13 protein-coding genes are annotated in these 14,546 nt (G+C 69.0%); 4 read left to right on the top strand and 9 right to left on the bottom strand.

Annotated features, from left to right (window positions below; translation table 11 throughout):
- Positions 1-2 precede the first annotated feature (2 nt).
- From U8525_RS11645 to U8525_RS11675, 7 genes are all read right to left on the bottom strand, one after another.
- Positions 3-317: an IS66 family insertion sequence element accessory protein TnpB gene (locus U8525_RS11645; protein ID WP_374264798.1), complete on the bottom strand. Its 315-nt coding sequence runs from the start codon at positions 315-317 to the stop codon at positions 3-5.
- A gap of 139 nt (positions 318-456) precedes the next feature.
- Positions 457-1,203 (bottom strand): MBL fold metallo-hydrolase, encoded by a 747-nt coding sequence (locus U8525_RS11650; protein ID WP_374264800.1) that lies wholly within the window; start codon positions 1,201-1,203, stop codon positions 457-459.
- Positions 1,204-1,285: 82 nt separating this feature from the next.
- Positions 1,286-2,128: a hypothetical protein gene (locus U8525_RS11655; protein WP_374264802.1), complete on the bottom strand. Its 843-nt coding sequence runs from the start codon at positions 2,126-2,128 to the stop codon at positions 1,286-1,288.
- Positions 2,125-3,156: a ParA family protein gene (locus U8525_RS11660; protein ID WP_374264804.1), complete on the bottom strand. Its 1,032-nt coding sequence runs from the start codon at positions 3,154-3,156 to the stop codon at positions 2,125-2,127. The genes U8525_RS11655 and U8525_RS11660 overlap by 4 nt, the downstream gene beginning before the upstream one ends.
- A gap of 55 nt (positions 3,157-3,211) precedes the next feature.
- Positions 3,212-3,739 (bottom strand): pantetheine-phosphate adenylyltransferase, encoded by a 528-nt coding sequence (coaD, locus tag U8525_RS11665; protein WP_374264806.1) that lies wholly within the window; start codon positions 3,737-3,739, stop codon positions 3,212-3,214.
- A 28-nt stretch (positions 3,740-3,767) separates the two neighbouring features.
- The gene (locus U8525_RS11670; protein ID WP_374264808.1) at positions 3,768-4,379 is read right to left on the bottom strand and encodes a TetR/AcrR family transcriptional regulator; all 612 of its coding nucleotides are present in this window, start codon (positions 4,377-4,379) and stop codon (positions 3,768-3,770) included.
- 96 nt (positions 4,380-4,475) lie between these two features.
- Complete coding sequence (locus U8525_RS11675) at positions 4,476-5,012, bottom strand: adenine phosphoribosyltransferase (protein ID WP_374264810.1); 537 nt, start codon at positions 5,010-5,012, stop codon at positions 4,476-4,478.
- Positions 5,013-5,328: 316 nt separating this feature from the next.
- Here U8525_RS11675 and U8525_RS11680 point away from each other — a divergent pair, with 316 nt between their 5' ends.
- The 4 genes from U8525_RS11680 to U8525_RS11695 all read left to right on the top strand — a co-directional run bounded on the left by U8525_RS11680 (position 5,329) and on the right by U8525_RS11695 (position 12,530).
- Complete coding sequence (locus U8525_RS11680; RefSeq protein ID WP_374265042.1) at positions 5,329-8,583, top strand: SNF2-related protein; 3,255 nt, start codon at positions 5,329-5,331, stop codon at positions 8,581-8,583.
- A gap of 157 nt (positions 8,584-8,740) precedes the next feature.
- The gene (gene recN, locus U8525_RS11685) at positions 8,741-10,477 is read left to right on the top strand and encodes a DNA repair protein RecN (protein WP_374264812.1); all 1,737 of its coding nucleotides are present in this window, start codon (positions 8,741-8,743) and stop codon (positions 10,475-10,477) included.
- Between the two features lie 108 nt (positions 10,478-10,585).
- Positions 10,586-11,386, top strand: coding sequence for a Stp1/IreP family PP2C-type Ser/Thr phosphatase (locus U8525_RS11690; RefSeq protein WP_374264814.1), 801 nt, complete (start codon positions 10,586-10,588; stop codon positions 11,384-11,386).
- 226 nt (positions 11,387-11,612) lie between these two features.
- Positions 11,613-12,530, top strand: a complete 918-nt coding sequence (locus U8525_RS11695; RefSeq protein WP_374264816.1) for a M23 family metallopeptidase — start codon at positions 11,613-11,615, stop codon at positions 12,528-12,530.
- 24 nt (positions 12,531-12,554) lie between these two features.
- Here the strand turns inward: U8525_RS11695 and U8525_RS11700 are convergent, their stop codons facing one another.
- Positions 12,555-13,259, bottom strand: coding sequence for a GGDEF domain-containing protein (locus U8525_RS11700; protein ID WP_374264818.1), 705 nt, complete (start codon positions 13,257-13,259; stop codon positions 12,555-12,557).
- 74 nt (positions 13,260-13,333) lie between these two features.
- Positions 13,334-14,359, bottom strand: coding sequence for a 23S rRNA (cytidine(2498)-2'-O)-methyltransferase RlmM (gene rlmM, locus U8525_RS11705; RefSeq protein ID WP_374264820.1), 1,026 nt, complete (start codon positions 14,357-14,359; stop codon positions 13,334-13,336).
- Positions 14,360-14,546: the final 187 nt, after the last annotated feature.

The raw sequence follows: 14,546 nt of genomic DNA on the forward strand, positions 1-14,546 counted from the left end.
GCCTACCGCCCCAGCGCCGCGACGAGCCGGGCCACGTACGCCACGTCCGTGCCCACGGCGAATCGCACCCGCGCTCCACCCGCGGCCACCACCTCCAGCACGGACTCCATCGAAGCAGGCGTCGGCGCCACCTGCACCGGCAACAGTCGCACGGCTTCCGCCCCAGACGGCGCACTCCGCCGATGCCGGTACACCCACGACTGCAACGTGCTCAGCCGCACGCCCTGCGCCAACGCGAACTCCCGCTGCGTCTGCCCGCTCGCCTCGAACGCTTCTGCAATCCGCGTCCACTCCGGCTTCTCCACCTGCTTCGCCATGCCCGGAAGCGTCCGCCGGGCCCTGCTACGCCGGCAATCCCTCACCGCACGTCGTTGGCCGGACGGTTACACATGTCGCGACGCGCAAGCCCGTCTTCCTGGAGGATGAAGGGCAGCCGGCCCGCCGTGCGCTCCCCCTTCAGACGGTGTAGCGCCGGCCCTGCACCAGCGGCTCGATCACGCTGCCGCTCGTGTCGAACAGGTCCGGATAGTGGATGAGGCGCATCTTCGCGCGAGTGGCCTCCGGCAGCGCCGCCAGCTTCTCGTAGGGCGTGTGCACGCCGTGGTTCGTCTCGTGGATGACCAGGTCCGCCTCGGACAGCCACGCGATGAGGCCCTCGTCGAACGCGGTGTCCGCGCTGTAGCCCAGGCACCGGCCCCCGGCGCGGATGCGGAACGCGGTCGTGGGCACGTGGTGGTAGGTGAAGCGGCACTCGACCTCGAACGGGCCGTGGCGCACCGCCTTCTCCAGGGACAGCGGCGTGTGCGTGAAGTAGTCCTCGAAGCGCTTGTGATTCGGCCCGGCGCCGTGCTGCTCGATGAGGCACTCCATGCCCGCGGCGAGGTGGCCCTCCCAGAGGCGGCGCGTGACGCTCGGGTGCGCGAGCAGCTCCATCTTCCGCTGGAGCACGAAGAAGGAGAAGTACGCCAGGCCCTCCAGGCCGGAGGCGTGGTCCGCGTGCAGGTGCGTGAGGGCCACGGCGCTGACGCGATCCACGTCCAGGTGCGCGCCGGAGGACCCGGACGCCTCGCGCATCATCTTGCGGATGGGGTGCGGACAGTCGATGAGCAGCACCTGCTCCTCCGCCTCCACCGCCAGGCACGACGAGTAGTGGAGCGCGGAGAAGGCATCACCGACGCCCAGGGGAATGAAGGACAGGCTCATGGAATTGATTGAATCTGCCCCACCGCTTTCGCGGCCTGTGAGTTTGATTACTTGTTTGTGGGCAGCCTTCTCGGACGAATAGCTAAGGTAACTGTTTGCGCTTTTTGTTACGGGAATTTGCCTTGGTTTTTCGAGAGGGCAATGGCGTGGATGGACGTAGTCCTCCGGCTCTCTGGGCGAACTCTTGCATTGCGGCTACTGGCTCCGTGGTAGGTGGTCGCGCTGAAGGCAGGGGAGGGTCAGGACGCAATAGAGTCATCGTGGGGATATAGCGTTCAACGTCGGGCTTTCGGTGTGGGGAATTGAAGAGGTACTCTTCAAACCAGGAGTGCTTGAGAAATTCCTGCTCCTTCCGGAGGAGAAATGTTTTTTCTCGGGCAAACATCTCACGGGCCCACTTGTATGCCTGTGCCCAGTTGTCAGGGTCGATGATGTTTAGGAAGTGAACTCCATTGCGTTCGCAGATTAGTTCGGCGTCTGTTATACTCTTCGTCTCATTGGCGACCTTGAACATCTCGAGAATGTTGTGATCGATGACGACTCTTGGGTAGATGGCCGTCTTGCTCTCCAGTTCGTGCGCCACCGCTAACGCATGACTGTATGTGACGTGCGAACTCTTGAAGTGCGGGGAGTAGGTGACTCCACCTCTGACGAATAGTCCCTCAGCAAGAAATCCGAGTACGACTTTTTTTAGCACTTTGAGGAGTTCGACAAAACCGTCGCGCCGTGCGCATGTTACGATGATCGTGTCAGATATGGCCTGGTAACTAAATTCCGCTTCGTTGAAATTGCTAAGGACAGTCATTGCGCGCTGCAGCGCGTCCTTGAAATCGAGACTCCCGGATTGCCGGTCTTGAGAGAGACGGTGCCGATAGCCAAGAACATCAAGCAGTGCGGCGTGGACGTATGTTGTTTCGCTTGTCATGGCAGGGCCTCTGCCATGTGCTTGATTTCTTTCTGATATTCCTTCATGCGTTTTTGCCAGCCTTGCCAGACAACACCACCGTAAGGCTCACCTGTCGTGGATGCTTCGGATGTATCTTGGCGACGTACGTCAAAGATCGCCCGCCCAAACATCTGAGCTACGGGGGCAAGCGTTCCTACATCGCGGATATTTGCCACGAATGGTTGCTTGGGTGAAAGAGTCTCGCTAACGGGCACGTTGGATTCGGCCAGTAGTGTCGACTCGATTGTTTCTTTTATCTGGTCTTGCCATTTAATGTATGATTCTTTTGCCTTTGCGGCGCTGTGGATTTTGAAATTCTGCATCACTGCGCCGAGGAGTCTTGGTTTTCCGGGGAAAGATTTTAGCTTGTAGGGGGAAAATGCCTTGGAGATGTCAGAGTGTTTTCTGATCCATTCATTTAATACTCTTCCAAGCACTCGGACGGCTTGGTTGCAAAAACGATCTGGAGTGAGTGGCAGGAAATATCCATCACATGCGAGTACGACCGCCCTGGTTATGGCGCCGGTGCTTGGTCCAACGTCGCAAAGGATATAATCAAAACTGTGGGTGTCTCCAAGGCCGTGCAGTAGTTGGTATACGGCGACGTAGGTGTTCTTCTGGTGAATGTCTTCGGTGATTGCCTCTATCGCTGCGCGAGCGAGATAGTTTTCGGCCAGAGAGAATTCAAGGTCTCCTTTGAGGAGCCAGAGGTTTTTGTATAGTGAGGATTCGGTTAGGGTGATTGTTTTTGGATCGATTTGTCTGACTTCGCCCGAGAATCTAGGGCGCAAGGCTTCGTATATGGATGTTCCTGGGAGTTCGCTGTCGGGGTCTTGGGCGCTTTCGTTTGAGGCAAAGAAAAGCTCTGTTGCATTGCATTGAGGATCGCAGTCTGCGATCAGTATTCTTTTGTTGTCTTTTTGTGTTAGGTATACGGCTAAGTTGAAGAGGGTTGTGGTTTTTGATACCCCGCCCTTGTTGTTGTAGAATGTTATGATTTTGGTCATGGTGGTTTTGGTGGTTGCGAGGTGTGCTTAGAATATGGGAGGGGTTGGTGGTCGACTAGCTGGGTGTGGGGGTACCCCTGTGGCATGCGTGGGCGCCGCGCTGCGTTGAGGTGAGTCGGCTCTTTACTATTTCGGCGACGGCGGGAGGGCAGTAGGCGGACACGTCCTCGCCGCGCGTGAGGCGCTCCTTGAGGGCGCTGCTGGACACCTCGGCGAGGTGCGCCTCCGCGGGAAGGAAGAGGGTGGACAGCTCGGGCGCGAGCGCGCGGTTCATCTGCGCCAGCTCCGTCTCGAACTGCGCGTCGGTGGCGCCGCGCACGCCGCGTAACAGGACGCTCGCACCAATCTCCCGCGCCAGCTCCACGATGAGCCCTTCGGTGGCGGTGACGGAGACGTTGGGGTGCTTCGCCACGGCCTCCCGGAGGAGCGCCACGCGCTCCTCCGCGGTGAGCAGCGTGCGCTTGCTCGGGTTGACCGCGACCACCACCACCACGTGGCTGAAGAGGCGCGCCGCCTGTCGCACCACCGACAGGTGGCCCGCGGTGACGGGGTCGAAGCTGCCTGCGTAGATGGCGATGGTCATCACGACACCTCACGAAGCCTCCCGGCCCTCAAGGGGCCGGGTGAGAAGAAGTCGCCGCGTCCAGCAGCCCCGCCGCCATGCGCTTCACGGTGCCCGCCGCGGAGCCCGGAGGCACCAGGCCGGGCGCGCTCGCGGAGAGCACGAAGTAGCCCTGGATGGCGGCGAACAGGCCCACGGCCAGCGGCCGCGCGCGGCGCTTGCCCACCACCGCCGCGACCAGCGCCTCCAACTGCTCCAGGTCCGCGCGCACCACCTCCTCGTAGGCGACGCGCACCTCGGGCTGCCGGATGGCCTCCGCGCTGATGGTGACCCAGCCCGCCACCGCCGCCACGTCCGCGTCCGGCCCGGTGGCGAGGAACGCGTCCACGAACGCCTCCACCCGCCCGCGAGCGTCGCCCGCCGCGAGCTTCGCCACCCGCGCGCTGAAGCGCTGCCGGGCGCGCGCCGCCAGCGAGCGCACCAGCGTCAGGAGGATCTCCTGCTTGTCCTCGAAGTGGTAGTGCACCAGCCCCGCGCTCAGGCCCGCCGCGCGGGCGATCTCCGCCACCGACGCGCCCTCGTAGCCGCGCTCGGCCATGGCCTTGAGCAGCCCGGCGACAATCTGTTCGCGGCGCGCTTCGGTGTTGGAGGGACGGGGCATGGCGTGGCTTTGTTTATAGGTTGTATGAACAACTTATAAACAGGGCCCGCGCGGACGTCAACCGGACGTGGGGCCGGTGACGCCGGGCGGGGGGCGCTAGAAGCGGAGGAGGGAGGTCACCTTGTCCGGCCCCAGCCGCTTCGCGCCCTCGAGGAAGTCGAGCGTGATGAGGAAGCTGAAGCCGACGATCTGCCCACCCAGCCGGCCGATGAGCCGCGCCGTGGCGTCGGCGGTGCCGCCGGTGGCGAGCACGTCATCCACCACCAGGACGCGCTCGTCCTTGAGGATGGCGTCCTCGTGCATCTCCACGCCGTCCGCGCCGTACTCCAGCGAATAGCGCTCCACGATGCGCTTGTGGGGGAGCTTGCCGGGCTTGCGCGCGGGGACGAAGCCGGCCTCCAGCGCCAGCGCGATGGGCGCGCCCAGGAGGAAGCCGCGGGACTCCACGCCCACCACCTTGGTGATGTGCTGGCCCCGGAAGGGAGCGGCCATGGCGTTGATCACCCGGCCGTAGAGGCGTGGGTTGGCCAGCATCGGGGTGATGTCCTTGAAGACGATGCCGGGCTTGGGGAAGTCCGGCACATCTCGCAGGGTGGCCTGAAGGTCGGAGACGAGCGTGGGGTCGAGGGACATGGGGTGGGGCTCCGAAGGGGGCGGCGGGGTTTTCAGCCCGGTGGACGGCGCTGGGGGTGGGCCCGGGCCCCAGGGTACCCGGCCCGGATGACAGCCGGCCGGGCGGGCCCCCGGACGGAGAGTCCCTGGGGCGACGGCCGGGGAGTGGGCGGACGGGGACGGGAGCCGGGCATGGCGGACGTTGATGATCTCACAGCTTCGCGCCGCCCGGCCGCATCGGCTGGCGGACGCCGTATTTTTTCCCGCGCGCGGGGAGCCCCTCACTGTGTTAAGCGAGGCGGTTCCCCCCGACCAGGAGTCTGGGGCCTTGCAAGCCGTGCAAACCACCGCTGACACCCGAGACCCTCTCTCCCCCCAGGACGGACTCTGGCTCCGCGCCCTCAAGGCCGAGGTCCAGCCCGCCACGTTCAAGAAAGGCCGCGAGGTGGCCGAAGGCCGCCGCGTCTTCGGCCTCACGCGTGAACCCGAACGCATCCGCGCGCAGGTCGCGGGTCCGTCCGGCGAGCGCTACGACGTGGCCCTGATTCCGGGAGAGGGAAAAGTCGTTTCCTCCTGCACCTGCCCGGTGTGGAACACCACCGGCCCGCATTGCGAGCACGTGGTCGCCGTGGCGCTCATCTACGCGGCCCGCTTCCGGCCGCTGCCCCCGCCGCAGAAGGCCGCGCCGCCGCCTCCTCCGCCGCCCGAACCGGAGGACGCCGCTCCGGACGACGCGGTGGAGGTCCCCGCCGGCGCGTCGGGACCGGACGGCGTCAGCCTGCCCGCGCTCGCCAAGGTGGAGAGCTGGCTGGGCCTGTCGTCGCTGCCCGACTACGAGTTCCTCTACCGGCTCACCCCCGCCAACACCGGCGCGGGCGGCGCCAACGGCCGCCACTGGGTCGTGGACGTGCGCCGTCAGGACGCGCAGACCAAGGGCCCCGTGCACGTGAAGCGCCTGCTCCAGACGGGCAGCCGCATCGCGCCCGCGGACGAGCGCATCTTCATGGTGCTGTCGCGCCACGAGCACCGCTACGACTCGCGCATCGTCCTCTCCGACGAGGACCTCTGCGAGGTGCTGGAGCTGCTCCGCCAGCGCCGGGTCATCTACCGGGGCACGCCGCTCGTCTACATGGACCAGCCCGTGCGGCCGCAGATCCACCTGGAGTCGCGTCCGGACGGCGCCACCGCGCAGATCGAGCTGCTGTTCCCGGACGGCGTGGGCTACCCGCTCAAGGACGTCATCGTGCTGGCGGGGCGGCGCACCTACGCCATCCAGGCGCAGAACCTCCACGCGGTGGAGCCGGACTTCCCGCCGCGCCTCCTGCGCAAGTGGCTGCTGGAACCGTCCATGTCCTTCCCGTCCGGACAGCTGGACCGGGTGCTGACGTTCTTCGCCGCGCACCTGCCGCGCTTCCGCATGTCGCTGAAGGCGGACGACATCGAGGTCGACGAGGGCGTGGAGCCGCGCTTCGTCCTCACCCTGGAGGGCGCCGCCGAGCGCGTGAAGGTGCAGCTGGCCGCGCGCTACGGCCAGACGACGGTGGCGGTGTCCCCCACGGCCACGCACCTGGGCTACGCCAGCGGCGTGGGCGACGACGCGCGCAAGCTGTACCGCCGCCGCGACGAGGTGGAGCGCGCCGCGGGCAAGCTGCTGCTCGACCTGGGCCTTCGCTACGATCAGGGCGCGCAGGCGTTCGACGCGTCCGGCGACGTGGCCCTGGAGTTCTGGGCGCGCGGGCTGGCCAGCCTCCCGCCGGAGTGGGAGCGCTACGGCGTGCAGGCGCCCAAGGTGCGGCTGCGCCCGAAGCTCAAGCCGCGCATCCGCGTGGGCATGAGCGGCGTGCAGTGGTTCGACCTGGACGCCGAGTTCATCACCGACGACCAGGCCGTGGACCTGGGCGCCGTGCGCATGTGGCTGGACTCGGGCCGCAAGTTCGTGCCGCTGAAGGACGGCTCCTTCGCGGAGGCCGACGTCGCGGAGATCAAGCGCGTGGCGGACCTCCTGGAGGAGGCCGGCGCCATGCCGGGCCGCACGCGCACGCGGCTGCCGCTGCACCAGGCGGTGGCCCTGGACCTGCTCGCGGACCTGGGCGAGTTCACCGAGGTGGAGGCCAAGGCCCGTCAGGCCATGCTCTCCCTGCGCGAGTCCTCCGGCGTGCCGAAGGTGGCCGTGCCCGAGGGCCTCCAGGCCACGCTGCGCCACTACCAGGAGGCGGGCCTGTCCTGGCTCTGGTTCCTGCGGCGCCACGGGCTGTCCGGCATCCTCGCGGACGACATGGGCCTGGGGAAGACCATCCAGTCCCTGAGCCTGATGCAGAAGGTGGCCAACGACGAGGGCCGCAAGCCGTCGCTGGTGGTCGCGCCCACGAGCGTGCTCGCCAACTGGGAGCGCGAGGCGGAGCGCTTCACGCCGGGCCTCAAGGCCATGGTGTGGCACGGGCAGGACCGCCGCGAGCGCGCCGAGGACCTGAAGGACATGGACCTGGTGCTCACGTCGTACGCGCTGGTGCGCCGCGACCTGGAGCAGCTGTCCCAGGTGGGCTTCCGCTACGTCATCCTGGACGAGGCGCAGAACATCAAGAACGCGGACAGCGCCACCGCGCAGGCGTGCAAGTCGCTGCCCAGCGAGACGCGCCTCGCGCTCACCGGCACGCCGCTGGAGAACCGGCTGTCGGAGCTCTGGAGCATCTTCGACTTCCTCATGCCCGGCTTCCTGGGCAGCGCGGAGGGCTTCAGCGACCGCTACGAGCAGCCCATCCAGGTGGCCAACGACGCGTCCGCCAAGGACCGCCTGCGCCGCCGCATCCAGCCCTTCATCATGCGCCGCCTCAAGACGGAGGTGGCCAAGGACCTGCCGCCGAAGACGGAGAGCGTCGCGTGGTGCGAGATGGAGCCCGGCCAGGCCGCGCTCTACCGCGAGGTGCTGGAGGAGAGCCGCCGCAAGGTGAACGAGTCCATCGAGAAGGTGGGCTTCAAGCGCAGCCGCGTGTCCATCCTCGCGGCGCTGATGCGCCTGCGTCAGGTGTGCTGCGATCCGCGCCTGCTCAAGATGCCGCCCGGCACGCTGCTGCCGTCCAGCGCGAAGCTCGAGCGCTTCATGCAGCTGGTGGACGACCTGGTGTCGGAGGGCCACCGCGCCCTCGTCTTCAGCCAGTTCACGGAGATGCTGGAGCTGCTGAAGCAGGAGGCGGAGAAGCGCGGCCTGCGCTACCTCTACCTGGACGGCCGCACCAAGGACCGCATGGGCAAGGTGGACGAGTACAACCGCCCTGACGGCCCGCCGCTCTTCTTCATCAGCCTCAAGGCGGGCGGCACCGGCCTGAACCTCACCGCCGCGGACTACGTCATCCACTTCGACCCGTGGTGGAACCCCGCCGTCGAGGACCAGGCCACGGACCGCACGCACCGCATCGGCCAGACGCGCGCGGTCATCAGCTACAAGCTCATCACGCGCGGCACGGTGGAGGAGAAGATCCTCAGCCTCCAGCGCCGCAAGCGCGACCTCGCCGCCGGCGTGCTGGGGGCGGACGGGGACGACATGGGCCGCACCCTCACCGAGCAGGACATCCAGGAGCTGTTCACCGAGATCTGACGCGACCCGGGAATGGGGGAAGGTTGTGGCGCCAACAGGCCACGCCCTCCCACCCGCCCTCCCACCGTGCGCTCGAACAGAACATCTGTGCAGTGTCAGCGAGACCTGCTAGGGTGTTCAGGTGTTGGGGCCGTCGTACGGGCCGCGGAGGGCGCGCGTGCTGCTGGGTCTTCGGATTTCGAACGTAGCGGTGATTGAGGAGGTGGAGGTCGCGTTCGGCGCGGGCCTCACCGTCCTCACGGGTGAGACGGGGGCCGGCAAGTCCATCCTGGTGGACGCGCTGGGCCTGCTGCTCGGGGGCAGGGCGGATGCGGACGTCATCCGTGCGGGCTGCGAGGACGCGGCGGTGGAGGGCGTGTTCGCCCGGACGCCGGTGCTGGCCGCGCGCCTGGAGGAGCTGGGCCTCCCGGACCTGGGGGAGGAGGTGCTCGTGCGCCGCGTGCTCGGGCGGAGCGGGCGCGGCAAGGTCTACGTCAACGGCGCGCTGGTGACGCTGGGCGTGCTGGGGAAGCTCACCCGGGGTGTGGTGGACATCGCCGGCCAGCATGAGCACGTCAGCCTCTTCGACCCGGGCCTGCACCGGGTGCTCCTGGACAAGTACGGCGGCCTGGACGAAGCGCTGGCCGCCTACGGCCGCGAGTGGGCGAACCTGCGCGAAGTGGACGCCCGCATGGACGCCCTGGGCGGGGACGACGCCAAGGTGCGCGAGCGCGCGGAGTTCCTGCGCTTCCAACTGGACGAAATCACGCGCCTGGAGCCGGAGGCCGGCGAGGACGTGAAGCTGGACGCGGAGCGCCGGCGGCTGGGCAGCGCGCAGAAGCTCAAGCGTCAGGGCGCGGAGGCCGAGCTGCTGGTGTCGGGCGAGGCGCCGTCCGCGGTCGAGATCGTGGGGCGCGCGCTGGGGCTCGTGCACGAGGGCGTCAAGTTCGACGCGACGCTCGCGCCGGTGGCGCAGTCGCTCAGCACGGCGCTGTCGGAGCTGGAGGAGGCCGCGCGCCGGCTCAACCGCTATGTGGAGGGGCTGGAGTCCGACCCCGGGCGGCTGGGCGAGGTGGAGGAGCGGCTGGACGCGCTCAAGCGGCTGTGCCGCAAGCACGGCACGACGCTGGAGGGCGTCCTCAAGAAGCGCGGCGAGCTGGAGACGGAGCTGGGCACGCTGGAGAACCGGCGCGAAATCCTGGAGGAGCTGAACCAGGAGCGCCGCCGCGTGGAGGAGCGGGCGCGCAAGGCGGCGCTGGCGCTGTCCCGCGCGCGAAGGACGTCCGCCGGCGCCTTCTCCCAGCAGGTGCGCGACGGCCTGGGGGGGCTGGCCATGGGCAAGGCCGCCTTCGAGGTCCGCGTCACCGCCGGGGAGACGCTGCGTCCGGACGGCCTGGATGAGGTGGAGTTCTTCTTCAGCGCCAACCCGGGTGAGCCGGCGCGGCCCCTGGCCAAGGTGGCCTCGGGCGGTGAGGCGAGCCGCCTGCTGCTCGCGCTCAAGCGTGCACTGGCGGACAGTGACGCGTGCGGCTGCTACATCCTGGACGAAGCGGACGCGGGCGTCAGCGGCGCCATCGCGGACGTGGTGGGCCGGATGATTCGCGAGGTCAGCACCCACCGCCAGGTGCTGTGCATCACGCACCTGCCCCAGGTGGCGGCCTACGCGGACGCGCACCTGCTCATCCGCAAGCGCGTGAAGGGCGAGCGCACCGTGTCCCAGGTGCTGCCGCTCGCCGCCGGAGCGGAGCGCACCCAGGAGCTGGCGCGCATGATGTCGGGCGTGGAGGTCACCCGGGAGGCGCTGGGCGCCGCGGAGGCGCTGGTGCGCTCGGCCCACCGGGCCACCCCCCGCGCCCGCCGCGAATCCGGCCCGGAAGGCAATAGCCCCCGGGGTCGGCTGCGCCGGACGGCCTGAGCCGGCCGCCCGGAAGGTGGGGGGGACCCAGGGGGAGGGGTTATGACGCACCGCGAGTTTTCGAGCGCGTCCTTGCCCCCACTTATGGGCTCACATAGCATCCGGCGCGTGTCCAGCACCGCAGGGCAGACCGCGGCCCCCCGCCATAAAGTCATCTCCGCTGGCCTGACGGACGTCGGGCGCAAGCGCAATCACAACGAGGACAGCTTCCTCATTGACGATGAGCTCCAGCTCTACGTCGTGGCGGACGGCATGGGTGGGCACGCGGGGGGTGGTACCGCGTCGCGCATCGCCGTCGAGACCATCGACAAGGAGCTGCGGCGCGCGCGCGAAGGGAGGGACAACCCCTTCGTCAGTGTTCCCAACCTCCAGGAATCCCCCATCCCGGAAGCGCTCCGGAGCGCGGTGGAGAAGGCCTGTCAGGCCATCTACCTCACCGCCCAGGATGACGCGCGCCTGTCCGGCATGGGCACGACGGTCATCTCCCTGGTGGTCCGCGACGAGCACGCCTTCTTCGCCCACGTGGGCGACAGCCGCGCGTACCTCATCCGCGGGGACCTCATCCAGCAGATCTCCGAGGACCACTCGCTGGTCAACGAGCAGATCAAGGCCGGGATGATCACCCCGGAAGAGGCCAAGCACTCCCGGTACAAGAACATCATCACCCGCTCCGTGGGCTTCGAGGAGGAGGTCCAGGTGGACGTGATGGGGCTCGTGTCGGAGCCCGGTGACGTGTTCCTGCTCTGCTCGGACGGCCTCGCGAACATGCTCGAGGACCGGGAGATCCACGACGCCGTCGCGCGCCACCCCAACCTGGATGACGTGCCCAAGCACCTCATCGACCTGGCCAACGAGCGCGGCGGCGACGACAACATCAGCGTCATCGTCGTGCGCATGCAGGGCGGGTAGGGCCCCCGGACTCCGAGGCGCGCTGGGGCGTGCCCTGGAGTCTGTTGACCTTGACACTCTTCAAATGCGGATGATAGCTGCCCAAACCTTTCCGCCCACTGGAATCACCAGTGGGTGACGGTGAGGGTGGGGCGGCGGGCGGGGGAGGTGTTGCGAGCGCGGGGAGCGACTTAGCTTCTGGCGCCGGAAGTCCCACGTTGCGAAAGAGTTTCCCCAGGAGTGGTCCGTGGCCAAAAAGTCCTTCACCCTGATGGTCATCCCGGACCACGACGCTCCGGTGAAGCGCTACACCATCCAGCGCTCCTGGTTGATGCAGGTGGGCATGGGGCTGATGCTGGTGGCGGGCCTGGGCGTCGGTGCGAGCATCCACTACCTCCAGGTGGCGGCGGACGCGTCGGAGAACCGCATCCTGCGTGAGGAGAACCTCACGCTGCGCACGCAGCTGAAGTCGGTGCGGGAGCGCATCGAGCACATCGGTTCAACGCTGGACCGCGTGGAGCGCTTCGACCAGAAGCTGCGCGCGGTGACGCTGCTGTCGGATCCGCAGCGCAACCTGGCCATGGGCCCCACGGAGCCGGAGACCGGCACCGCGGTGCCCACCTCGGACACGCAGTTCACCCAGCTGACCACCACGGACACGCCGAAGATGATGCTGAGCCGCCTGGATCGGCTCTCCGCGGAGGCGACCCGTCAGGAGCTGAGCCTCCAGGACCTGCAGGCCTACTTCCAGGACCAGAAGTCGCTGCTCGCCTCCACGCCGTCGGTGTGGCCGGCGCGCGGCTGGGTGACCAGCGACTTCGGCCAGCGCCTGGACCCGTACACGGCGGACCGCGTGACGCACGCGGGCCTGGACATCGCGGCGCCGCACGGCAAGGAGGTCACCGCGCCGTCGGACGGCACGGTGGTGTTCGCGGGGCTGGAGGGCGGGTACGGCAATGTGCTCGTCATCGACCACGGCTACGGCATCAAGACGCGCTACGGCCACCTGTCCAAGATCCTCGTGAAGGCTGGGGACCGCGTGAAGCGCGGCTCGCCCATCGCGAACGTGGGCAACACCGGCCGCTCCACCGGCCCGCACCTGCACTACGAGGTGCGCGTGAACGGCGTGCCGCAGAACCCGCGCAAGTTCATCCTCGAAGAGTAGCGCCGGCTCGGAGTCGGGCCGCGCTCAGGCTCCTTCCGGCTCCGGGAGGAACGCATCCAGGCGCAGGCGCCGCCGCTGCAGGCCGCGCGTCCGCCCGGTCCGCTCCATGATGTAGGCCCGCTCCACCTCCGCCCACAGGAGCGGCCCCAGCACCTGCCAGTGCGACGGCTGGTGCACCGTCAGCTCCAGCAGCGCCACGGTGAAGCCCGGCACGTCGGTGTCGGCCGCGCCCGGAGGCAGCGCGGGGCGCAGGTCCTCCGCCAGCCTCGCGCGCGTCGTCCCGGCGCTGTCCTCGCGCACGGTGAGCTGGGACGTGGGCAGGAGCAGCACCGCGAAGCCGTCCGGCTGGAAGCGCACGATGCGCGCGCCCGGGTACTGCGCGGCCAGCGACGCCACGGTGGCCTTGAGCAGGGCGTCCCCGGCGGGGAAGCCGAAGCGCGCGTTGAAGTGGATCATCTCCTTCACGTCCACCATCACCGCGCCCACGCGCCAGCCGTCGTGGTGCGCGTGCGTGGACAGGTCGAACTCCTCCTTGAGGAGCGCGCCCTGGGTGAGCGCCAGCACGTGCATGGCGCCGGTGGCGTCCGGTTGGCCTCGCCGTCGCTGCTCGGCGGCGATGAGCTCCTGGGCGGCGGCCTGCGGCGCCTCCTGGGCATGCCCCGGGCGCGCGGCCCGGGGATGGAGGGCGACGAGGGCGGTGGCGGTGGCGTCGTCGAGCGAGTAGGGCATCGTGTCCGCGTGTGTAGCGCGGACCGGCCCCGGGCGCAGGAAAGCGGCTCCCGGCGCCCCCCTTGGCCGCTCCTTCAGCGCATGCGGTGCGCCGTCACCGTCACCTCGTCCCGGTCATGGTAGAGCTGGCGGACGGTGAGGCCCTCCCAGCCCCCGTCCTCCACGAGCGTCTGGCGCACCCGCAGGAGCAGCGGGTTCTTGTCCTTCATGGGCAGCTTGATGTTGGCCACCAGGTTGCGGGCCCAGCGGCGCCGGCCCCACTTGGCCAGGAGCTGCGCCACCTCCAGGGGCCGCCACGCCATGTCGCAGAAGAGCCAGTCCGCGGGCTCCTCCGGGGCGTAGGCGAAGGCGCTCTCCTGCACGTGCTGGACGCGCGGGCTCCTCGCCAGCTCCGGCATCAGCTTCGCGGGGTCCACCGCCACCACCCGCGCCCCGCGCGCCACCAGCCGCTGCGTCCAGCCGCCCGGCGCCGCGCCCAGGTCCACGCAGACGTCGCCGCGCCCGGGCTCGTGCGCCAGCCCGTCCAGCGCCTCCTCCAGCTTCATGGCCGCGCGGGAGGGAGACTCGCCCGCGCGCTTCATCCGCCGCCGCCCGCCCGGCGCGAGCGACAGGGCCTCGCGGGCGCTCACCGCGGTCAGCATCAGCACCCCGTCCGGCGCGACGCACAGGCCCACCAGCAGGGCCCCCGTCTCCTTCGCCCGGTGGTCGTCCTCCAGGGTGCGCCCCTGGGGGAGCGCGGTCCGCACCGCCGCCTCCAGCGCCTCCGCGCGGCCCGCCTGCGTGTTGCCCTTCGCGCTGTCCGGTGTGTAGGCGCGCAGGAGCCAGGGCACGCGCGAGGGCAGCTCCGCCAGCGCGCCCACGAGGGCCTCCACCGGCACCTGCGCCCCACCCGCGGGCGCCCACGTGGCGATGACCTTCTCCGCCGCCCGGCCAAAGGCGGGGGGCACGTCCGGCCGGCGCTCGGACTCCACCAGGGCGGGCCCCAGCAGGCGCGGGCCCGCGTCCGCCCAGGCCAGCTCCTCGAAGAGGTGTGGCTCGAAGCCCTCCCGGCACGTCCACAGCCACCGGCCCGGCTGGGCCGCCAGCGTCTGTGCGGGCATGGACGGCACCCGCGCCCGAGGTGGGATGCGCGGCGCGGGCGAGGCGGTGGGCGCCGGGGCGGCGCGTCCGGGCCCACCGGCACGGGGTGTGGAAGTGGGCTTGCCACCTGGACGGGGGCCGGGCTTGCCGCCCGCGCGGGGGCCGGGCTTGATGCCGGGCCTGCCGCCGGAGGGAGGCCCGGGGCGC

Origin of the sequence: Corallococcus sp. RDP092CA (genome assembly GCF_041903675.1) — a bacterium.
Taxonomy (GTDB): Bacteria; Myxococcota; Myxococcia; order Myxococcales; family Myxococcaceae; genus Corallococcus.